At 69.0% G+C, this 20,714-nt stretch carries 16 protein-coding genes and 1 tRNA gene; 1 reads left to right on the top strand and 16 read right to left on the bottom strand.

All coding sequences use genetic code 11. The features are described 5' to 3' along the window. The first annotated feature begins 11 nt into the window (after positions 1–11). Complete coding sequence (gene hpaD / locus E3O47_RS08165) at positions 12–1,088, top strand: 3,4-dihydroxyphenylacetate 2,3-dioxygenase (protein WP_104194199.1); 1,077 nt, start codon at positions 12–14, stop codon at positions 1,086–1,088. 19 nt (positions 1,089–1,107) lie between these two features. Here hpaD and E3O47_RS08160 read toward each other — a convergent pair whose 3' ends face one another. The 16 genes from E3O47_RS08160 to topA form a co-directional block, all read right to left on the bottom strand. Continuing rightward, positions 1,108–1,932, bottom strand: a complete 825-nt coding sequence (locus E3O47_RS08160) for an anti-sigma factor (RefSeq protein ID WP_134420161.1) — start codon at positions 1,930–1,932, stop codon at positions 1,108–1,110. Further along, positions 1,919–2,575: a sigma-70 family RNA polymerase sigma factor gene (locus tag E3O47_RS08155; protein WP_241977361.1), complete on the bottom strand. Its 657-nt coding sequence runs from the start codon at positions 2,573–2,575 to the stop codon at positions 1,919–1,921. The genes E3O47_RS08160 and E3O47_RS08155 overlap by 14 nt, the downstream gene beginning before the upstream one ends. Positions 2,576–2,604: 29 nt before the next feature. Next, positions 2,605–3,264 (bottom strand): class F sortase, encoded by a 660-nt coding sequence (locus E3O47_RS08150; RefSeq protein ID WP_134401247.1) that lies wholly within the window; start codon positions 3,262–3,264, stop codon positions 2,605–2,607. 27 nt (positions 3,265–3,291) lie between these two features. Next, on the bottom strand, positions 3,292–4,131 hold the full coding sequence (locus tag E3O47_RS08145; protein ID WP_104170797.1) for a DUF4397 domain-containing protein: 840 nt from the start codon (positions 4,129–4,131) through the stop codon (positions 3,292–3,294). Positions 4,132–4,286: 155 nt separating this feature from the next. Beyond that, positions 4,287–5,573, bottom strand: a complete 1,287-nt coding sequence (locus E3O47_RS08140) for an MFS transporter (RefSeq protein WP_198418022.1) — start codon at positions 5,571–5,573, stop codon at positions 4,287–4,289. Positions 5,574–6,122: 549 nt separating this feature from the next. Further along, complete coding sequence (locus E3O47_RS08135; RefSeq protein WP_233191135.1) at positions 6,123–6,869, bottom strand: alpha/beta fold hydrolase; 747 nt, start codon at positions 6,867–6,869, stop codon at positions 6,123–6,125. A gap of 80 nt (positions 6,870–6,949) precedes the next feature. Beyond that, positions 6,950–7,540 (bottom strand): isochorismatase family protein, encoded by a 591-nt coding sequence (locus E3O47_RS08130; protein WP_134420159.1) that lies wholly within the window; start codon positions 7,538–7,540, stop codon positions 6,950–6,952. Between the two features lie 28 nt (positions 7,541–7,568). Beyond that, positions 7,569–8,987 (bottom strand): D-alanyl-D-alanine carboxypeptidase, encoded by a 1,419-nt coding sequence (locus E3O47_RS08125; RefSeq protein ID WP_241986129.1) that lies wholly within the window; start codon positions 8,985–8,987, stop codon positions 7,569–7,571. A gap of 29 nt (positions 8,988–9,016) precedes the next feature. Continuing rightward, positions 9,017–11,347, bottom strand: coding sequence for an EAL domain-containing protein (locus E3O47_RS08120; protein ID WP_134420157.1), 2,331 nt, complete (start codon positions 11,345–11,347; stop codon positions 9,017–9,019). 293 nt (positions 11,348–11,640) lie between these two features. Continuing rightward, complete coding sequence (locus E3O47_RS08115) at positions 11,641–12,639, bottom strand: Gfo/Idh/MocA family oxidoreductase (RefSeq protein WP_134420155.1); 999 nt, start codon at positions 12,637–12,639, stop codon at positions 11,641–11,643. A gap of 472 nt (positions 12,640–13,111) precedes the next feature. After that, positions 13,112–13,187 (bottom strand) — tRNA-Thr (locus E3O47_RS08110). A gap of 45 nt (positions 13,188–13,232) precedes the next feature. Beyond that, positions 13,233–13,871, bottom strand: coding sequence for a TetR family transcriptional regulator (locus E3O47_RS08105; protein ID WP_134420153.1), 639 nt, complete (start codon positions 13,869–13,871; stop codon positions 13,233–13,235). A 45-nt stretch (positions 13,872–13,916) separates the two neighbouring features. After that, positions 13,917–15,470 (bottom strand): alpha/beta hydrolase, encoded by a 1,554-nt coding sequence (locus E3O47_RS08100; RefSeq protein ID WP_241986128.1) that lies wholly within the window; start codon positions 15,468–15,470, stop codon positions 13,917–13,919. Positions 15,471–15,501: 31 nt separating this feature from the next. Then, complete coding sequence (locus E3O47_RS08095; RefSeq protein ID WP_104099403.1) at positions 15,502–16,665, bottom strand: DNA polymerase III subunit delta'; 1,164 nt, start codon at positions 16,663–16,665, stop codon at positions 15,502–15,504. 319 nt (positions 16,666–16,984) lie between these two features. Continuing rightward, positions 16,985–17,641 (bottom strand): dTMP kinase, encoded by a 657-nt coding sequence (tmk, locus tag E3O47_RS08090; protein ID WP_241986127.1) that lies wholly within the window; start codon positions 17,639–17,641, stop codon positions 16,985–16,987. Then, positions 17,638–20,661: a type I DNA topoisomerase gene (gene topA / locus E3O47_RS08085; RefSeq protein ID WP_104099402.1), complete on the bottom strand. Its 3,024-nt coding sequence runs from the start codon at positions 20,659–20,661 to the stop codon at positions 17,638–17,640. The genes tmk and topA overlap by 4 nt, the downstream gene beginning before the upstream one ends. Positions 20,662–20,714: the final 53 nt, after the last annotated feature.

Raw genomic sequence — 20,714 nt, 5'->3', positions numbered from 1 at the left:
AGGAGGATTCCATGACCACCACCCCCATCCCCACGCCGACCGCGACCCCGCCGGACATCCTGCGCTGCGCCTACATGGACATCGTCGTCACCGACCTGGCCCGCTCGCGCGCGTTCTACGTCGACGTGCTCGGCCTCGTCGTGACCGAGGAGAGCGACACCGAGATCTACCTGCGCAGCTTCGAGGAGTTCATCCACCACAACCTGGTGCTGCGCCAGGGCCCGGTCGCCGCAGTCGCCGCGATGGCCTTCCGGGTGCGCGCCCCCGAAGACGTGGGTCTGGCCGAGGCCTGGTATCAGGAGCTCGGCTGCCGCACCGAACGCCGCATCAACGGGTTCGTGAAGGGTGTCGGTGACTCCGTGCGCGTCGAAGACCCGCTCGGCTTCCCCTACGAGTTCTTCTACTCGGTCGACCACGTCGAACGCCTGGCCTGGCGCTACGACCTGCAGGGTCCCGGCGCCCTCGTGCGCCTGGACCACTTCAACCAGGTCACCCCCGACGTGGGACTCGGCCGCGGCTACCTCGAGGACCTCGGCTTCCGCGTCACCGAGGACATCCAGGACGAAGACGGCGTCACCTACGCGGCCTGGATGCGCCGCAAGGACACCGTGCACGACACCGCCCTGACCGGCGGCGACGGCCCGCGGATGCACCACATCGCCTTCTCCACGCACGAGAAGCACAACATCATCTACATCTGCGACAAGCTCGGCGCCCTGCGGATGTCGGACGTCATCGAGCGCGGCCCCGGCCGCCACGGCGTCTCGAACGCGTTCTACCTCTACCTGCGCGACCCCGACGGCCACCGGGTCGAGATCTACACCCAGGACTACTACACCGGCGACCCCGACAACCCCGTCGTCACCTGGGACGTGCACGACAACCAGCGCCGCGACTGGTGGGGCAACGCGGTCGTGCCGAGCTGGTACACGGATGCCTCACTGGTGCTCGATCTGGACGGCAACCCCCAGCCGGTCATGGCCCGCACCGAGTCCAGCGAGATGGCCGTCACGGTCGGCGCCGACGGGTTCTCGTACACCCGCAAGAACGACGTGGAGCACGGCTTCAAGCTCGGCAATACGCTCTGACACTCACGTGCGGGTGGTGTCAGGCCGTACGCAGTTCCCCGCGCAGGATCGACTCGCCGGAGTGCTGCGGGTCGCCGTCGTCGGGTTCCGCGGAGACGTCGACCAGCGGGTACTGCGACAGGTCGACGCCGTCGGGGATGGCGAAGCGCCCGGACTCACCGTCGAGCAGTCCGATGCTGATCAGCCCGGACGCATCCGCCTTGATCAGCCACACCTCGCGCAAATCGGTGTCGGCGCTCACCCCGGTGACGTCGAGCACGACCTCCCGGTGGCCGTCGGCCGTCTTCGCGACGTAGGCGCTGCCGGCGGCGTCCCAGCCGGGGTACGGGTCCAGCTGGGCCTCGGCGAGTAGCACCGGCGCGGGTTCCTGCTGCTGTGCGGACTGCCACCAGATGCCGCCGCCGAGGCCGCCGAGCAGCCCGGCGATGCCGGCGGCCACGGCCATCGGCATCCAGTTGCGGCGTCGTGGGAGGGGGCGCAGGGCGGAGCCGATGTCGGTGACCGTGGCGGACGGGGTCTCGACAGGCTCGACCACCGGTGCAGGGGTCTCGACAGGCTCGACCGCTGCAGGGGACTGGTCCGCTGCCTCGTAGCCGCTGCGCCCAGGGGTGGCGGCCACGGCGTCGGACAGGCCGAGGGCGGCGTGGATACCGGCCCAGACTCGATCGCCGGGCTCCACGAGTTGCACGCTGCGCGCGGACCGGCCGACGTGGGCGGTGTGCTGCAGGGCGATGAGTTCCAGGGAGCACTCGGGGCATTCCGATAGGTGCTGGCGTTCGGGTTCGGTGAGGTCGAACTCTGTCATTGCGATGAGAGCGAGGTTTTCCCGGTCAATGTGTGTCATCGTTCGCCTCCAATCTGGTGCGCAGTCTCGAAAGACTTCGGCGGATGTGACTCTTAACGGTGCCGAGCGGCAGTCCGAGGTTATCGGCGATTTGGGTGTGCGTGAGATCGTCGTAGAAGGCCAGCTGCATCACCTGCTGCGGAACGGGTCCGAGCCGGCGAAGTTCGTCGCTCATCAGCACACGATCCGCGATGTCGGCGGATTCGTCGGTCTGGCTGAGCGCGGTGTCGACGAGGACAGCCTCCTCGACCCGCCGCCGTCGTGAGCGGGCCTCGTGGGCATCCGCGACGGTGTGCCGAGTGATCCCGACGAGCCAGGCCGGCAGAGGCGACCGCGACGCATCAAATCCGTCCCGCCCGCGCCAGGCGGCGATGAAGACCTTCTGGGTGACGTCTTCGGCTTCGCCGGGATCGCCGAGCGAACGAACGGCGATCGTGTAGACGAGGGATGACCAGCGGGCGTAGGCCTCGGCGAGCGCACGTTCGTCTCCCGCCCGAAACGCGAGAACGAGCTGGGCGTGGTCGTCTTCGTCGGTGAGTGCCGTCACGTCGTATCGGTTTCCCCCGGTTGGTGAGCGCATCGGGAGGTCGTACATGTCAGACTCCGCCGGAGAGCAAGCCTCGACCACCGTGATGACCAGCATAGCCACCCCTCTGCGTCATGGTGCCTGGGTCATGCGATTGGACTCGCCGAGACGATTACGTTGGACAGATAGGTGCGGGCGTCGTAGTCGAATTCGCCGCCGCAGGTCACAAGGGTGAGCCGGTTGGGACCGGACCGGTCGAAGATCGAGTCCCAAGGCACATCCTGTTTGGCCACGGTTTGAACGGATTCCACGGAATAGCGACGCTCCTGACCGTCGTCGGTGGTCACCACGATCTCGGTGCCCGCACGCGCCGAGGCGAGCTGGGCGAACGGTCCGATGTCGTAAATCAGGGAGTCGACGTGGGCGGCGATCACGGTCGCGCCGGTGGTGCTGGCCGGTGACGGTCCAAAGCGATACCAGGCGGCGAGCGAGGGGTCTTTTGGCAGCTCCATCGCCCCGTCGTCGGCCAGACCGACGGACTCGATGGCCATGTCGATTCCGAGGGAGTCGACTCGGATGGTCTGGGGCGGCCGGGCCTGCGGGGTCTGGTTCTGATCCAGCGAGGAACTGACGGTCGGCACGTCGACCTCGGCGACGGGCAGCGGGGCCGACGGCGTCGGAGTCGGCGCTGCGTTCGTCGGGGAAACGTAGGCCGTGGGCGATGATGTGCTCGGGGCGCTGCTGCAGCCCGTGAGCAGGGCAAGAGCCACAGCGAGCACTGTGAAAGTGCCCGCTGTGGCTCTCATTGTGGATCTCCCTTTCTACTGGCGTGACTAGCGGCGAGCCGCGGACAGGCGACGCATACCGACGACGGCGGCGGCGACCAGACCCATCAGCGCGGCGGCGAAGCCACCGACCATGAGCCCCGTGGAGTCGTCCGCCTGGTTGGTGGCGACGAGACCGGCCTCACCGGCGGGGATGCTGTCCGGGTTGGAGTGAAGCCCGTCGATGGTCTGAACGGCCAGGGCCAGGTTCTTGTCGGTCAGGCTGCCCCACGCGTAGACGATCGTGTTCGTGCCCTCTGCGACGTTGACGTCTGCCGGGCCGATCACCGGGTCAGTCGTTCCGGTTGCGGCGACGGCGGCCGAGATGGTGCCGGCCGGCAACGTGAGCACGGATTCCTTCGGGTTCACCAGGGCGGTGATCGCGACGGCTCCGTTGGCGAGAACATCGACCGCGGGGGCTGCTGCCACGTGGCGAACCGTCAGGCGGCCCTCTCCGGCGGCGAGCTGCGAGATGTCGTTGGTGAACAGCGACGCCGTGGGCTTGCCGGCCTCGTCGAGGTGCGCGGCGGCGGTGTAGTTCTTGCCGGCTTCGAGCGGGAGGTCGACCGGGCCGATGGCAGGTGCGCTGGCATCCGCTGCGTCCGACGCGGTGATGGCCACCTTGTAGGTGCCGGGTGCGAGGTCGAGCGGACCGGCGAGGTCGCCCGGCTTGAAGTCGTCCAGGGTCAGCTTGTCGTTCACGTAGACGTCGACGGTGAGGCCGGGAACTCCGTGGAACACGGACAGCTTCGCGACGTCTTCGGCTGCCTGTGCCGGAGCGAGACCGCCGAGGGCGACGAGAGCACCGAGAGCGCTGGCCGTCATTCCGATCTTGAGGGACTTGTGCATCGTTTCCTCCTGCGTAATGGATCTGTGAGTGGGGCACTCTGAAGAGATTCTTGAAACCTCTTTAACCCCTACTTCTCTCGCACGTCCCCAAACGGATGCACATGCATGGAAATCTCTGTAAAACTTTTTTTGCGGGCTGCAGGTCGCGCGCGATTTCATCGGCTCGCCGCGGCGCGATGCAGGGAGATGTCCCGGCGGAAGACCAGCATCACCACCACCAGCGACACGGCCGAGAACGCGGCCCCGCCCGCGAACATCGCCGGGTAGCCGAGCCACGGCTCGAGCAGGGACAGCGCCAACGGCACGAAGAACCCCAGGTAGGTGATGCCGTAGTAGATCGCGGTCAGCCGGGCGAGGTGGTCGGGCGGCGCGATCCGCTGCACCTCCTGCAGCCCCGACACCATCAGCAGGCCGTACGCGGCGCCGAGCAGGGCCGCCGCCGGCAAAATCAGCCAGAGCACGGGTGGGCTCACGGCGACGGATGCGAGCAGCAGCGACCCGACGGTCAGCATCAGCGCGAACATGATTCCTCGGGCATTGTGCCCGGCGGTGATGCGGTGGCTGAAGAGCTGCAGCGACGCCCCCGCGACGAGAGCCACCACGCAGAGCAGGGCCGCGAATGCCACCGGCGCGGACGGGATCTCGGTCGCGGCGAGCGCCGGCAGAATGGCGTAGGCGGTCGTGGCCGTTCCGAACACCCACGGCGCCACCGGCACGATCAGGAGCAGGAACCGCGGGTACGGGGAGCTTGCCGGGTGGACGGCCGGCAGGGCCCCGGCCGCGATGCCCCGCCCCTGGGACTCCGGGGTGCAAAACAGCAGAAGGCCGAAGAGCACGGCGATGACGGTGTGCGCCGCGTACGGCAGCACGCCGGGGAACGGCGCCCACTGGGCCAGCGCTCCGGAGCTCGCCGCGCCGAGTGCGAAACCGAGGGACAGCGCGATGGTCGCCCGTCGTGCCCCCGAGGAACGGTCGGCCCCGAAGTCGAACGGTCTCGCGGAGAGTTCCTTCACCCAGCTGGTGCCCACGGCCATGGCCAGGCCGAGGGCGACGCCGGAGAGGATGCGGCCGGCCAGCAGCATGGGCACATTTCCCGCGGACAGGGCCAGCAGCACGCTCCCCGCGATCGCGACCCAGGGCGCGGGCAGCATCAGCGGTCGGCGGCCGAACCGGTCCGACAGCGGGCCGGCGATCAGTAGCGCCGGGATGATGCCGAGTACGTAGGCCCCGAGCAGCAGGTTCGCCAGCTGGTTGGAGAACCCGTCCGCCTGTCGGTACATCACCAGCAGTGGGGTGAATTCGTTGCCGCCCCAGGCGACGGCGAAGATCGCGGCGGCCGGCGCGAGCCAGTACTTCCTGCCCCGGGCGCCGGTGAACGAGCCGGATCCGGTGGTCGAGCCTGTCGAAACCGAACCCATCGCATCCTGGATGTCGGTTGTCATGACGGTCCCCCGGTCGGCATTCGGCGGCCTCGGCAGCGAGGCCCGCACGCCCCCAGCCTAGGGGAGGCGCCGGGGCTCACTCCCCCCAGCCGGCGGCGAACCAATTCGACGGAGATTTTGCAATATGTGCGGGTTTTCGGAGTGTTGGACGCGGTTATGGGCACAATCTCCGTCGAATTCGTCAGGGTCAGGGCCAGGGCCAGCCGAGCTCGCGCGTGTGGCCAACTCAGGACATCCGTCGCCCGGTGGCCCGGCCGCCCCGGACCAGTGCGGAACCAGCGCGGATGTCCGGGCCGGCCCGGACGGATCTCCTGAGTTAGCCCCAACACCGGCCGGTTGCCCAGCAGCGCCAGCCGGATGCGCAGCATCTCTTGTGCGGTTCGGGCAGCCCCCACGCGCTCCGCCCCACAGCGCGAACGAATTCGACGGAGATTTTGCGATATGTGCGGGTTTCTGAAGGTGTTTAGGGCGATGCGGACAAAATCTCCGTCGAATTCGTTAGGGGCGTGAGAGGCGAGCGAGTGCCCGGACTCAGGGCGCTCAGGGCGCTCAGGCCAGGAACTGCAGTGCGGCGCGCTTGAACTCGCGGGAGGTGAGCGTGTTCACGTGGTCCCGGCCCGCCAGTTCGAGGTAGTCGGCACCGCGCGCGCGGGCAAGTTCGGCGACCCCGGCCGGGATGGAGTCGGCGCCGCCGGCGACGTAGAGCACGGGAATCTCGACCGGCACGTCCAGCGAGGAGCCGGCCACCCCGCCGACGCACGCCACGAGGGCCTCACGGTCGGCGCCGGCGGTGATCGCGGCACCCAGTATTGCCGCGATCGACGGGTCGGCGCCGGCGGTGCCGTCGGTCACGAACCGGCGCACGGCATCCGGATGCCAGGTCTCGAACAGTTCGTCCGGCCCGGCTCCGCCGAGCACCAGTCGGCGCACCCGGGACGGCGCCAGCCGCGCGAGCGCCGCCGCCACGCGCGAGCCCATCGAATAGGCGACCACGTCGACCTGCTCCAGCCCGAGGGCGTCGAGCACGACCACGAGGTCGGCGGCGAGTTGCCGGGGCAGGTAGTCGATGCTGCGGTGCGGCTTGTCGCTGCGGCCGTGACCGCGGAGGTCGAGGGTGATCACGCCGCGCCCGGCGTCCTGCAGGGCTCGCACCCAGCCGGTGCCGACCCAGGTGACCTGCGATGTCGACGCGAACCCGTGCACGAGCAGGATCGGGCGCTCGCCGGGCACGACGTCGTAGGCGATCCGCACGCCGTCGAGGCGCTGCGCGAACAGCGCCCCGCCTGCAGAGCCCACCGGAGTAGAGCCCGCCGGAGCAGAAACCGCCGCGGCCGGTCCCGCCGGGGCCGGACTCGCCCGGCCGGTCACCCCCACGCTCAGACGACCACGTCGGAGGTGACGAGCACGGCACCGGCATAGGCCAGCTCGCCCAGGGCCGCGTCACTCGTGTCCGGGGCGACGCCGGCGACGAGGTCGGTCAGTACCCGCACATGCTGGCCGTGGCCCCGCGCATCCAGGCCGGACGCGCGCACACAGTGGTCGGTGGCGAGGCCGACGATGTCGATGTCGGTCACCCCGTTCGCGATGAGCAGCTCGCCCGTCTTCTCGCCGCCCACCGAGATGCCGTCGAAAATGGAGTAGCCCGGTTGGCCCTGCCCCTTGCGAATGTGGATGGTCGTGTCCGGCAACAGCAGCGAGGGGTGGTACTCGGCGCCAGGGGTGCCCGCCACGCAGTGCACGGGCCAGGAGTCCGTGGAGCCTGGCTCGCCGGCCCGGGCGAAGTGTCCGCCGTTGTCGCTGTCGGGGTCGTGCCAGTCGCGGGAGGCGAAGATCACGTCATAGGCATCCGGATGTTCCGCCAGCAGCGCGCTGACGCCCGCGGCCACCGCAGACCCACCCTCGACGGCGAGGGCCCCGCCCTCGGTGAAATCGTTCTGAACGTCGATGATGAACAGGGCCCTGGTCACGGATTGCTCCTTCTGTCGCCGGTTGAAGTCAGGAGTTCGACAGGTTGTCGCCGCAGCGGAAGAACCCGGCGGTGATGGTGTCGAGCGCCTGCTTCGCATTATCGCTCACATCCCCGAGCGCGTAAACGGCGAAGGTGAGCGGCGTGCCGTCGGCCGCCCGGATAATGCCGGAGAGCGTGTAGCCGGTGTCGATCCAGCCTGTCTTGGCGAAGACGGCGCCGTCGGCGACGGCGTTGTCGCCCGTGAACCGGTCGCTGTAGGACAGCGATCCGGTGGGTCCACCGGCGATCGGTAGGCCGTCGAAGATGACGCCGAGGTCGCCGTCGCGCGCGTTGATCTTGACGAACAGCCGGGTGAGATACGACGGCGGTACGGCGTTGTCGTCGCTGAGGCCTGAGCCGTCCCGGATGATGATGCCGGTCGTGTCGATGCCATAGGCGTCGAGCGCCGCGACGACGGACTCCTGCAGGGCGCCGAAGGTGTTGCCGGCCCCGGACTCCACCGCGACGAGCCGGGCGAGCATCTCGGCGAGGGTGTTGTCCGACACGATCAGCGACTGCCCGATCAGCACGGACACGGGCTGGGACCGGGCGGCGGCGAGCTGCTCGGCCCCGGCCGGCGCGGTGCCGACGCTGACGCTCACGCCGCCGCCGAGCGCGGCGGCGAAGGCCGCGCCGGCGCGCCCGACGGGGTCGGCGCTGCGGGAAGAGCTCTGACGCGAGGGGTCGTCGCGGTCACCGTCGACCTGCAGGGCGGTCACGTCGGGCATGGAACCGGCGTTGCGTTCCAGTTCATCCCAGCTCGGTTCCCAGCCGGGCCCGCCGAAGAACGAGGCGTCCAGCACGAGGGAGGTGATCGGCGGGTTCGCCGGGTTCGCCCGCCAGGCGTCGAGGGTCTGGCGGGCGAGCTCATCGACGTGGGCTGCGCCGGGGTAGACGGATTCCGTGCCGGTGGGCAGGCGCGTGAGGGTGAGGTCTCCCCCGCCGACCAGCACGACAGACCCCGGTGTGCTGCCGGTGACGACGGTGGTCGTGGCCCGGTAGTCCGGTCCGAGCACCTCAAGGGCGGCGGCGCTGGTCAGCACCTTGAGCACGCTCGCCGTGCGTGAGGAGGTATCGCCACCGCGGTCGAAGAGCACCTCGCCGGTGCTGGCGTTGACCACCTGGGCCTGGAAATCAGCCAACCGGGGGTCGGCGGCCAGCGCTGAGACCGAACACGTACGCAGGTTTCTGGCATCGGAGGCGGTGACCGGCACGGGGCGCTCCGAAACGGGTTCCGCGGCCGGCACGTTCACGCTCGCACCGGTGCTCGCGGCGGCGATGGAGGCGGTGGCCACGGCATCCAGGGCCCGGGTCGACGCCCCGATCAGGACGGCACCCGCGCCCAGCAGCACCGCCACGGCGACGAGGACGGCCGCGAGGCGTTTGCGAGGCTTCGATTCTTCCACCCGTGAACCCTACCCGCCGGGCTTGTGAGTCAGCCTGTGCCTCGTGCCCACGGCGTTGCAACGGCGTTACTGCGGCGTTGCGACGGCGCCCGCGTGGCCGCCGGCGCGTGCCGGGCGGCGAGCCAGGCATCCAGTGCCGCGGCCGGAAGCGGGCGGGACATGTGGAAGCCCTGGGCCTCGTCGCAGCCGTACCGGGTCAGCTCGGCGTAGGCGACGGCGTCCTCGACGCCCTCCGCCACCATGCGCACGCCGAGGCTGTGCGCGAGCGCGATGATCGAGGCCACCAGGGCCGCGGCCCTGGCGTCGTCGGCCATCGGGAACACGAAGGACTTGTCGAGTTTGAGCTCGTCGATCGGCAGGTCCCGGAGGTAGGCGAGGGAGCTGTAGCCGGTGCCGAAATCATCCACGGCAATGCGGATGCCGCTCTCTCGCAGACGGATCAGGATGTCCCTGGCCCTGGCCCGGTCTTCCATCAGGAACTCTTCGGTGATCTCCAGCATCAGGTCGGCGGCCGACAACCCCCGCACCTGGATCATGGCGGCGATGCGTGCGGGCAGATCAGACTCGATCAGGGTGCTGGGAGACATGTTGACCGCAACGGTCAGCGGTGTTCCCTGCGCACGCCAGACCGCGGCCTGGTCGAGCGCCTTTCCCAGCACGATCCGGGTCAGGTCGCGCATGAGCCCGACGTCTTCGGCCAGGGTCAGGAACACGTCGGGAGGCAGCAGACCCCGGCTCGGGTGCTGCCAGCGCACCAGCGCCTCCACACCGTGCACGTGCCCGGTGGCCAGCTCGATCTTGGGCTGGTAGTGCAGCACGAGTTCGTCCGTGGCGAGGGCGCCGCGCAGGTCTTCCATCATCCGCAGCCTGGAGTCGCCGTGATCGTCGTCGGAGCAGACGAAGACGTGGTGCCCGCTGCGGGAGGACTTGGCCTTGTACATGGCCATGTCGGCCTTGCGCAGCAGCACCTTGAGGGTGTCACCCTGGTCGGGGAATAGGGCGATGCCGATGCTGACGTTGGACTCGATCGCGATGCCCTCCAGCGTGAACGGCCGGGCCAGGACCGCCCGCAGCCGCACGGCCGCCGCCACGGCCTCGTCGTGGCCGGCGTCCTGGATCAAAAGCGCGAACTCGTCGCCGCCGAGCCGGGCGAGAAGATCGCCCGGTCGTCGCTGATCGAACAGGCGCGATCCGGCCTGCACCAGCAGCAGATCGCCGACGTCGTGGCCGAGACTGTCGTTCACTTCCTTGAACCGGTCGATATCCAGGAGCAGCAGGGCGCTCCGGTGGCCGTCCCCGGGCACGAGGTGAGCGGATGCCTCGGCGTAGAGGGCGCGCCGGTTCGGCAGCCCGGTCAGGTCGTCGGTGCTCGCCTGGCGGTGAAGGTCGGCCATCCGCCCGATCTGCCGGGAGGCGAGCTGGGTGCGCACGGTCCCGAGCACCAGGGTCACGCCTGCGAGGAGCACGGCGCCTGTGGAGATCTTCACCTGCGTGCCGAGGACGAGCACCGCCATCCCGGCGATCGTGGCTGCCCCGGGCACCGCGAGGGTCCACACGCCGCTCAGGGGGCGCCGGGCGGTGACACCGGGCCGAGCCAAGTCCCACGCCCAGACCGCAATGAGGGTGAGGCCGAGCGCCCAGCCCGCATCCAACGGCTCCCCGAAGGTGTACGTTCCGGCGGAAACCTGGAAGGCGTAGACGGCGTCGGTTGCCGCGAAGATCAATAGCCCGAGCACCAGCAGGGCCCACCGTCGGCCCACGTCGAGTCCGCGGGCGGCGGCAATCCCCGTGATGACCGACACGAGCAACAGATCGAGCAGAGGGTAGCTGGCGGACACCAGGGCGGCCGGGGAGGGCGGCCAGACACCCGCGGATGCAATCACCGGGCTGAGCAACACGGCCAGCACGGATGCCGCGCCAAGCGACCCGATGGCTCCGTCCACCAGGACCGACCGGGGTATTTCACCACGCTGACGGTGGACCAGGACAGCCAGTCCGGCCAGAATCAGCGGATAGAAAAGCGTGTAACCGATGTCGGCCGGAGACGGAAACGAGAGGGTCGCCGCGCCCGCGAGCAGGTAATAGGTGCTGCCGAGGGTAAAGGCCGTCATCGCGGCCGACACCAGAATCAGCTGCGTGCGGCCGCGCTCCGCGCAGAGCGCGGCTGCCCAGCAGAGCAGGGCCGGGAGCCCCGCAGTGATTAGCGACAAGGAGCCGGTGAAAACCGGGCCGAAGGAGGCGAACAGGCCGATCGCGTAACCGATCAGCAGCACCCACATCAGCCACAGGATCCAGCGGCCGAGCCGCGCATGGCGAAGGGAGCGGTCATCGATTCGATCCGCGTGCGCGTTGGCGTGCATCGGATCCCCCGCTCCCGTTGCGTACACGCTAGCCGAGCCGTCATGGGCCGATGGACCAACGCCCCCGAGTACGACCACCCCAAAACGGGGGGTGGCGTCATCCGGCGGGCGGAACGAACTCGAGCGGCTCGACGACGGAGCACGCGACCAGCGCGCCGAGGAGCCGCAACGGCCACGTATGGGGGCGGTGAGGCCGGTTCGTGACACCACCACTGGATCCACGCAGCGCCATTCTGCCCCCTCCCGCTCTACTGGTCAGATTATCGACCGGAGCACAGCGCACGGACTCCCGCTTACTCCCCGGGGTACCGCAGGCCGATTTGCGCGCGCACCAGGTCGAGCGTCTCCATGATCGCCACCACTTCCTCGACCGGCAGGATGTCGCTCGAGATCTTGCCGGCCCGGATCAGTTGCTCCGCTTCGGCCGCCTGGTAGTGCATGCCGCGCCCGTTGATCTCGGCGGTGAAGGTCTCGATGACCTCGTTCGCGCTGTTGAGCACCCGGAAGTCCGTGGGCGAGTACCAGACCCGGTCGATGTCGATGCGGCCCAGCGTGCCGAGGATGGTGGCCGTGTTCGGGCCGGTGGTGTTGCTGGCCGACAGGGTCTGGGCGATCTGCCCGCCCGCGTAGCGGAAGGTCGTGGCGATCTGCGCGTCGGCGCCGGTGGCCTTGAAGGTGGCGGTCGCGAGGATCGTCTCGGGGCGTCCGAACAGTTCGGACGCGAAGGTGAGCGGGTAGATGCCGAGGTCGAGGAGCGCCCCGCCGCCCAGGTGCATCGCGTTCAGCCGGTGCGCCGGGTCATCCGGCAGGTCCTGGGTGTGATCGGCGATCAGGGTGCGCACGTCGCCGAGGGTGCCCTCGGCGAGGATCTCGCGGATGCGCACCATGTGCGGCAGGAACCGGGTCCACATTCCCTCGAGCACCAGCAGCCCCAGGGTCGCGGCGAGGTCGACGACCTCGCGGGCCTCGGCGCCGTTCAGGGTGATCGGCTTCTCGATCAGAACATGCTTGCCGGCATTCAGGGCGAGCTTGGCGTTCTCGGCGTGAAACGGATGCGGGGTCGAAATGTAGATGATATCGACATCCGGGTCCGCGGCCAGGGCCTCGTAGCTCGGATGAGCCGTGGGAATGCAGAACTCGGCCGCGAAGGCATCCGCCGACGCCTGCGAGCGGGAACCGACCGCCTGCACCTGAAAACCGTTCCGGACGAGGTCGTCCGTGAATGCGTGGGCGATCCCGCCCGTGGCCAGGATTCCCCAGCGAATAGTGTCGGTGCGGGTTGTGTCGGTCATGGGATCAGCCTAGCGATCGCGGGCGGCCGGCGGCCGGCGGTCGAGCCCGTCACGACCCGGCGACCTGGCCCGGCGGCCCGGCACCGGGCATCCGTGGGGACAGTACGGTGACTCCGGAGATTTTCGCAACACGCCGCTCGGCCGGGCCGTAGAACCGGCGTTTCCCGAAAATCTCCGCGTTTACGTGACGACGGATGCCCCGGTCGGCTCAGTCAGCCTCAGGTTGCGGGCTCAGTAGGGCGGTGTCAGCTCGATGAGCCGCGCCGCGTGCGTGCGCGCCTGCACGAAGTGGCTTTCCGCGAGGTTGCGGTTGGCGACCACGCGGGTGAGGCGACTTCGGTCGATGAGGCGGTCGATTTCGTCCCGGCCACGAGCCCAACGCCCCTGTACGCGATTCGGGTGACTTCGCAGTGCGCACTCGCGTGGCGGGTGTGCGCGGCGCGAGCGAAAGCCACGGCTGCCTGAGTTGAGATGGAGCCGCCTATCAGAATCGAACTGATGACCTTCTCATTACGAGTGAGACGCTCTACCGACTGAGCTAAGGCGGCGTCACGATTATTCCTCTCGGAAAACCTCGGACACAGCTACAAAGTCTAGCTGGTCTTCAGGGTAATCTCGTACAGGTCCGCGAAGGATGCCGCGACGTGCGTGGCCAGGGGGCGGGCCGCGTCGGAGTCGGCCCAGCACCGCCAGGCGTGGCGGAGCGCAGCCACGGCCACCAGGGTGAACAGGAGCGCCCGCTGCTCAAGCTGCGCCGAGCCGGCGCCGAGCTCGGGGTGGTCGACGACGAAGCGCCGGGTGACGATCTCCTGCAGTCGACCCTCGAAGTTGCGCAGGGTGGCCATCCGCATCCCGAACAGGTAGGGATTCTCCTTCATGACCTGACGCCGCAGCTGGTGGATCTCCCGGTCACCCTCGGTGTTCCTGAGGCTGACCGAGAGCAGCGCGGCCAGCTGGGCCAGGATGTCCCCATCGCGGCCGCCGTGCACGAAGGCCTCGATCTGCTCTTCGGACGCGAGGTCGAGTTCGTCGCCGACCAGCGCGGCATCCTTCGAGGGGAAGTAGTTGAAGAAGGTGCGCGGCGACACATCGGCGAGCCGGCTGATGTCCTCGACGGTCACCTTCTCGAGCCCCCGCTCGCAGGAGAGCGTCAACACGGCGCGCTGGATGGCGCGTCGCGTTGCGAGCCGCTTACGTTCGCGTAGGCCCGGTTCCTCGTGGTGCAGCGACATGCCTCAATTCTTACACAGCGCGCAAATCTGCAGCCAGGCGGATGCTCAGCACATCGGGTCTTCGGCCGGCACCGTGCCCTTCAGCAGGTAATCGTCGACGGCCGAGTTCACACAGTCGTTCGATTTGTTGTAGGCGGTGTGCCCTTCGCCGGTGAAGGTGACGAGGTGGCCGCTGGCGAGCTGCTCCGACAGGTTCTCGGCCCACACATAGGGTGTGGCCGGGTCGTTGGTGGTGCCGATGACCAGGATCGGGTCGGCCCCCTCGGCGGCGATCTCGGACCGCTCCCCGTCAAACTGGTAGGGCCAATTGGCGCAGCCGATGTCGCCGAACGCCATGTACTTGCCGATCGTCGGGGCGGCCTGTTCGATCTCGGCGGCCTGCGCGCGCATCGAGGCGGGATCGTCGTTGTAGCTGTAGTCCACGCAGTTGATTGCCAGAAAGGCCTCGGTCGCGTTGTCGCGGTAGGTGCCGTCGGCGGACCGGCCGTTGTAGCCGTCCGCGAACTGGAAGGCCATGTCGGCGTCGCCCTGCAGAACGCTCGCGAACATCTCGCTCAGGTTCGGCCACGCGGTGGCCTGGTAGAGCGGGTAGATGATGGCGGTGAGCAGCGTGTTCGCGCCGAGTCGACGGCCGTCGGTGGCCGTGATCGGGCTGACGTCAACCGAGGCGAGCAGGGCTCCGATGGTAGTCATGGCCTCGTCGACGGTGCCATCGAAGGGGCACTCCTCGCCGGCCAGGCAGTCGGCCAGATAGGAGCGCAGCGCGTTCTCGAACCCGGTGGCCTGCACCCGGGTCACATCGGCGTTGCTGGTGGACGGGTCGAGGGCGCCGTCGAGGGCGAGGCGTCCGACCCGCTCGGGGTAGAGGTCCGCGTAGGTCGCACCGAGGAAGGTGCCGTAGGAGTAGCCGAGGAAGTTGAGCTTCTCGTCACCGAGCGCGGCGCGCAGCAGGTCGAGGTCGCGGGCTGCGCTGAGGCTGTCGACGTGTGCGAGCAGGGCGCCGGTATTCTCCTGGCAGGCGGCCCCGAAGTCGACGGCGGCCGTCGACAGCTCCTGGATCCAGGCGTCGCTCCCCCGCACCGCGGCGGGCAGGCCGTAGAGGTACTCGTCCATCTCAGCCGGTTCGTAACAGCTCACCGCCGAGGAACGGCCCACCCCGCGCGGGTCGAAACCGACGACGTCGAAACCGGCCTGCAGCTTCGCATCCGTGGCGTAGTCGAGGGAATCCTTCACGAAGTCGTAACCGGAGCCGCCGGGGCCTCCGGGATTGACCAGCAGGGAACCCACCCGGGTGCCCGTGGCCGGATGCCGCACCAGCGCCAGGTCGACCGTCTCGCCGCTGCCCGGGTCGGCCCAGTCGAGCGGCGCCGAAGCCGTGGTGCACTGCAGGCCGGAGTCGCAGTCCGCCCACTTCAGCACCTGGTCATAGAACGGTTCGAGGTCGGCGTCGACCTTCTCCCCGGTCGGGACCGAGGTGGTCGGCGCCTGCCCCGGCAGGAACAGCGGCACGCAGCCGCTGAGGCCCATGGCGAGCACCAGTGCCAGGGTGGTGGCCCGGGCACGTGCCGACAGGGTGCGCACGCGAGTTCGTCTGGTCAACGGATTCCCCTTTTCTGGGACGTGTTCTCGGTCACCGGCGGATTGCCGATACGAGCATGGCCTCGAGGGCCAGCGCCGGCGCCACGTTCGATTCGATCCGCTGCCGGGCTTGGGCGATCGCGTCCAGGGTGAACAGCGTGGCGGCGGGCGCACAGACGGTTCCCGCCGCCCGCACTTCCGTGAGGAGTTCCCGGTTGATGACGCTGGTCTCCCGGCCGAGCTGCACCATGATCACGTCGCGGTACAGCGAGGTGAGGTCGACCAGGATGCGGTCGATCCCGTCGCGGAGGCTGCGGGTGGCCCTCCGCTTCTGGTCATCTTCGAGGGCCTTGATCTGGCTGCGCAGGCCGGGCGGGACCGACTGTCCCGGCTCGACGCCCAGGGAGCGCAACACGCCCTCACGCTCGGCGGCGTCGCGCTCGAGCGTGATCGCCTTCGCGTCGTCACCGGCGATGGCGAGCAGCCGGGCCGCCGCATTCACCGCCGCCGACACGCCGCGGATGCCGAGGGCCGCCCGCAGGGTCTCCTCGCGTCGCGCTCGCGCCTCGGGGTTCGTCGCCAGGCGGCGGGCCATGCCGATGTGGCTCTGCGCCTCCCGAGCGGCTCGTTCCGCGGTGGCCCTGTCGACACCGTCCCGGGCCACGAGCAGCTCGGCGACGTCGTCGATGCTCGGCACCCGCAACCGCACCGATCGCACGCGGGACCGGATCGTGGGCAGCAGGTCAGCCTCGCTGGGAGCGCAGAGAATCCACACGGTGCGCTCCGGCGGCTCTTCCAAAGCCTTGAGCAGAACGTTGGAGGTGCGCTCGACCATGCGATCGGCGTCTTCGACCACGACCACCCGGTAACGGCCCACCGACGGTGAGTACTGCGAGCGCTTCACGGCCTCTTTGACCGAGTCCATCTTGATGATGACGCCCTCGGTGGAGAGCACGGTCAGGTCGGGATGCGTCCGGGCGTCGACCAGGCGGCGGGCGCTCTCGTCACCGGCCTCGGTGCCGGGACTGAGCAGCGCGGTCGCGAAGGCGAACGCGAGGTTGGAGCGGCCCGAGCCGGGCGGCCCGGTGATCAGCCAGGCGTGCGTCATGGCCGACCCGGCGCGCGCCTCGGCGTCTCCGTCACTCGGACGTTCGGCCGCCGCGCGGAAGATCGCGATCGCTCTCGCCTGACCCGTCAGGCCATCCCACACAGTCATCGGACCAGAGTACCTTTCGTCGGTGACAGAGGGCTTAGAGCTCGTCCAGCCGGCGCCGTCCGCTGGTTGCGCCCCCGGCAGGGCCCGTCCAGTCGGCGCATTCCGTCCAGCCGGCGCAGCACCGCGCCTGATGCCGAACCAATTCGACGGAGATTTTGCCGAAAACGGCCGGTTTGGGGCCGATAACGGGGTCCAGGGCCAAAATCTCCGTCGAATTCGCACGGCGCACGGCGCACGGCGAGCCCGCGCGTGAAACGGATGCCGCCGCAGCGGCGGGCCGCCGGGCCGCAGCGGCCTCGGACATCCGTTCACACCATCTCTAGAGCAGCGCGGCGACCCGGTCGCGGATGACGGCGGCGATCTCGGCCACCGGACGCCCGGCGTCCACGACCAGAAACCGCTCCGGCTCGGCGTCGGCCAGGGCGAGGAACGCGGCGCGCACCCGGCGGTGAAAGTCGCTCTTCTCCGCCTCGAGCCGGTCGAAGGGCTTGTTCTCAGCGTCGAGGCGGCCGCGCGCCACGGTCTCGTCGAGGTCGAGCAGCACGGTCAGCGCGGGCAACAGTCCCTCCGCCGCCCAGAGCGACAGATCACGCACCGGGGCGGCGTCGAGCACCCGTCCGGCACCCTGGTAGGCGACGGATGAGTCCAGGTAGCGGTCCTGGATCACCACTTCGCCTCGGGCGAGCGCCGGCCGCACCGCGGTCGCGATGTGCTGGGCCCGGTCGGCGGCGTAGAGGAGCGCCTCGGCCCGCGGTGCGATCTCACCGCGGTGGTGCAGCACGATCTCACGGATGGCGCCGCCGACATCCGTTCCGCCGGGCTCGCGGGTGCGCAGCACGGTGCGCCCGCTCTGCCGGAGCCAGTCGGTGAGAAGCTCCGACTGGGTCGTCTTGCCGCACCCGTCACCACCCTCGAGGGTGATGAACAGCCCGGCAGCGGCGGGACCGGTCACGGCTTCCGGAACTTCTCGGGTCACGACAGCGACGACGCCTGGGTCGCGGCCTTCGCGGCCGCGGTGGCCGCCCGGGTCGCCGCAGCCTTGGCCGCCGTCGCGGCCTTCTGAGCCGGGGTGCGCTGAGCGCGCACCGTCGTGGTGGCACCCGACGGAGTCGGCTTTTTGACGGCCGACTTCCGAGCCGGGGCCTTCCTGACCGCCGTCTTCTTCGCCGGGGCCTTCTTGACCGCCGTCTTCTTGGCCGGGGCCTTCTTCGCCGGCGCCTTCTTGACGGCCGGGCCCTTGGCGCGCTTGTCGGCGAGCAGCTGCACGGCGCGGTCGAAGTCGACCTCCTCCACCGTCTCGGCTTTCGGGATGGTGGCGTTGGTGATGCCGTCGGTGACGTAGGCGCCGAACCGGCCGTCCTTGATCTTGATCGCCTTGCCGCTCTCGGGGTCGGGAGCCTCGAACTCCTTGAGCGCGCTCGACGCCCGCCGGGCGCCGTACTTGGGCTGGGCGTACAGGTCGACCGCACCGGCCAGATCGATCTCGAAGATCTGGTCCTCGCTGGTCAGTGACCGGGTGTCCACGCCCTTCTTGAGATACGGGCCGAACTTGCCGTTCTGGGCCGTGATCTCCGCGCCCGTCTCCGGGTCGAGGCCGACCACGCGCGGCAGGGCGAGCAAATGCAGGGCCGTGTCGAGGTCGATCGTGGCGAGGTCCATGGTCTTGAACAACGAGGCCGTGCGCGGTTTCACCGCGGCGACCTTCTTCGCCGGGGGCTTGCGCTTGGGCTTCGCGGCCGCGGCCGTCGTTTTGGTCGTGGAGGCAGCCTCGGCGGCGGCCGAATCGGCAAGCAGGGTCACCTCGCCGGTGACCGGGTCGATGGTCTCGCCGGGTTCGACGACCTCGACCTCGGGCTCCAGCTCGGTGACGTAGGGGCCGAACCGGCCGTCCTTCGCCACGATCCGCTTGCCGTTCTCCGGGTTCTCGCCGATCACGCGGTCGGTGATGACCGGCGCGTCGATGAGTTCGCGGGCTTTCGCCGGGGTCAGCTCGTCGGGGGCCAGGTTCGGCGGGATGTTCACCCGGCGCGGCGGGGCATCCGGTGCCGCGCCCGGGTCGATGACCTCGAGGTAGGGACCGTACTTGCCGATGCGCAGGGTGATGTCGTCGCCGATGGGCATCGAGTTGATCGAGCGCGCGTCGATCTCGCCGAGGTTGTCGATGACCTGGCGCAGGCCGCGGTGCTTGTCGGAACCGAAGTAGAAGCTGGTCAGCCAGTCCACCCGGTCGGCTTTGCCGTCGGCGATGCGGTCGAGGTCGTCTTCCATCTCGGCGGTGAAGTCGTATTCGACCAGGTCGGAGAAGTACTCCTCGAGCAGGCGAACGACGGAGAAGGCGATCCAGTTGGGCACCAGCGACTGGCCGCGGGGGGTGACGTAGCCGCGCTCGGTGATCGTGGAGATGATCGACGCGTACGTCGAGGGGCGGCCGATGCCGAGCTCCTCGAGCTTCTTCACCAGGCTCGCCTCGGTGTAGCGGGCGGCCGGGGTGGTCTCGTGGCCCTTGGCTTCCACGTCGAGCAGGGTCAGCTTCTGGCCCTCTTCGAGCGGCGGCAGCTTGGACTCGGTGGCGTCGGTGGGTGCGTTGCGCTCCTCGTCACGGGATTCCTCATAGGCCAGCATGAAGCCGCGGAACGTGATCACGGTGCCGCTGGCGGCGAATTCCGCGAGCACCCCGGATGTCGCGGGGTGCGTGGACGTGCCGGTCGGCCCGGCCGCGATGGTCACCGACGCGGTCGAGCCGGTCGCATCCGCCATCTGCGAGGCGACGGTGCGCTTCCAGATCAGGTCATAGAGCTTGAAGTCGTTGCCGCGCAGAGTGGATGCGAGCGCCGAAGGGGTGCGGAAAGTGTCGCCGGACGGACGGATCGCCTCGTGCGCCTCCTGAGCGTTCTTGCTCTTGCCCTTGTACAGGCGGGGCTTGTCGGGCACCGTTTCGGGGCCGTAGAGCGCCGCCGCCTGGGTGCGCGCGGCCGTGATCGCCTGCTGCGACAGCGACGGCGAGTCGGTTCGCATATAGGTGATGTACCCGTTTTCGTAGAGCGACTGGGCCACGCTCATGGTCTGGCGGGCGGTGAAGCGCAGCTTGCGGGCCGCCTCCTGCTGCAGGGTCGAGGTGGTGAAGGGCGCGGCCGGGCTACGACGGTAGGGCTTGGCGGTCACCTTCGTCACGGTCAGGGCGACCGATGGTTCCTTGAGGGCGGTGGCCAGGGCGAGGGCGGATGCCTCGTCGAGCGTGACCGCCGTCACCTTGGGTTTCAGCCGGCCGAGGTCGTCGAAGTCGCCGCCGGAGGCGATGCGCTCCCCGCCCAGGCGCACGAGCTTCGACTGGAATGCGGAATCCGCCCGGGACGCGCCGGTAGCAAGCTGGGCGATGAGGTCCCAATAGCCGGCCGACACGAACGCGAGGCGCTCGCGTTCGCGTTCGACGACGAGGCGGGTGGCCGCGGACTGCACGCGGCCGGCGGACAGGCCCGGGCCGACCTTGCGCCAAAGCACGGGGGAAATCTCGTAGCCGTAGATGCGGTCGAGGATGCGCCGGGTCTCCTGCGCGTCGACGAGGGCGGTGTCGAGGTCGCGGGTGTTGTCCTTCGCCTGAAGGATGGCTTCCTTGGTGATTTCGTGGAAGACCATGCGCTTGACCGGCACCTTGGGCTGCAGGACCTGCAGCAGGTGCCAGGCGATGGCCTCGCCTTCGCGGTCCTCATCAGTTGCGAGCAGGAGTTCGTCGGCGTTCTTCATGGCCCGTTTGAGTTCGGCCACGGTCTTCTTCTTCGCGTCGGACACGACGTAGTACGGCTCGAAACCGTTTTCCACGTCGACCGAGAACTTGCCGAGCGGACCCTTTTTCAGTTCGGGTGGCAGGTTCTTGGGCTCGATCAAGTCGCGAATATGGCCGACCGAGGACAAGACCTCGTAGCCGTCGCCCAGATACGCGGCGATCGATTTCATCTTCGTCGGCGATTCGACAATGACCAGCTTCTTAGTGCCTGGCACCAGACTCCTCTTTATAGGTACGGGTCCAAGTGGGCCATGGCACACCATACACA

This window comes from Cryobacterium sp. TMT2-17-1 (genome assembly GCF_004402765.1).
Classification (GTDB): Bacteria; Actinomycetota; Actinomycetes; order Actinomycetales; family Microbacteriaceae; genus Cryobacterium; species Cryobacterium sandaracinum.
This window is presented reverse-complemented; position numbering and strand designations above follow the sequence as displayed.

Excerpts from the sequence above, each read along its gene's own strand:
- E3O47_RS08120 (WP_134420157.1), bottom strand. The coding sequence starts at position 11,347 with ATGCACGCCAACGCGCACGCGGATCGAATCGATGACCGCTCCCTTCGC.
- E3O47_RS08140 (WP_198418022.1), bottom strand. The coding sequence starts at position 5,573 with ATGACAACCGACATCCAGGATGCGATGGGTTCGGTTTCGACAGGCTCG.
- E3O47_RS08095 (WP_104099403.1), bottom strand. The coding sequence starts at position 16,665 with ATGACTGTGTGGGATGGCCTGACGGGTCAGGCGAGAGCGATCGCGATC.
- E3O47_RS08155 (WP_241977361.1), bottom strand. The coding sequence starts at position 2,575 with ATGCTGGTCATCACGGTGGTCGAGGCTTGCTCTCCGGCGGAGTCTGAC.
- E3O47_RS08115 (WP_134420155.1), bottom strand. The coding sequence starts at position 12,639 with ATGACCGACACAACCCGCACCGACACTATTCGCTGGGGAATCCTGGCC.
- E3O47_RS08105 (WP_134420153.1), bottom strand. The coding sequence starts at position 13,871 with ATGTCGCTGCACCACGAGGAACCGGGCCTACGCGAACGTAAGCGGCTC.
- hpaD (WP_104194199.1), top strand. The coding sequence starts at position 12 with ATGACCACCACCCCCATCCCCACGCCGACCGCGACCCCGCCGGACATC.
- E3O47_RS08160 (WP_134420161.1), bottom strand. The coding sequence starts at position 1,932 with ATGACACACATTGACCGGGAAAACCTCGCTCTCATCGCAATGACAGAG.
- E3O47_RS08150 (WP_134401247.1), bottom strand. The coding sequence starts at position 3,264 with ATGAGAGCCACAGCGGGCACTTTCACAGTGCTCGCTGTGGCTCTTGCC.
- E3O47_RS08145 (WP_104170797.1), bottom strand. The coding sequence starts at position 4,131 with ATGCACAAGTCCCTCAAGATCGGAATGACGGCCAGCGCTCTCGGTGCT.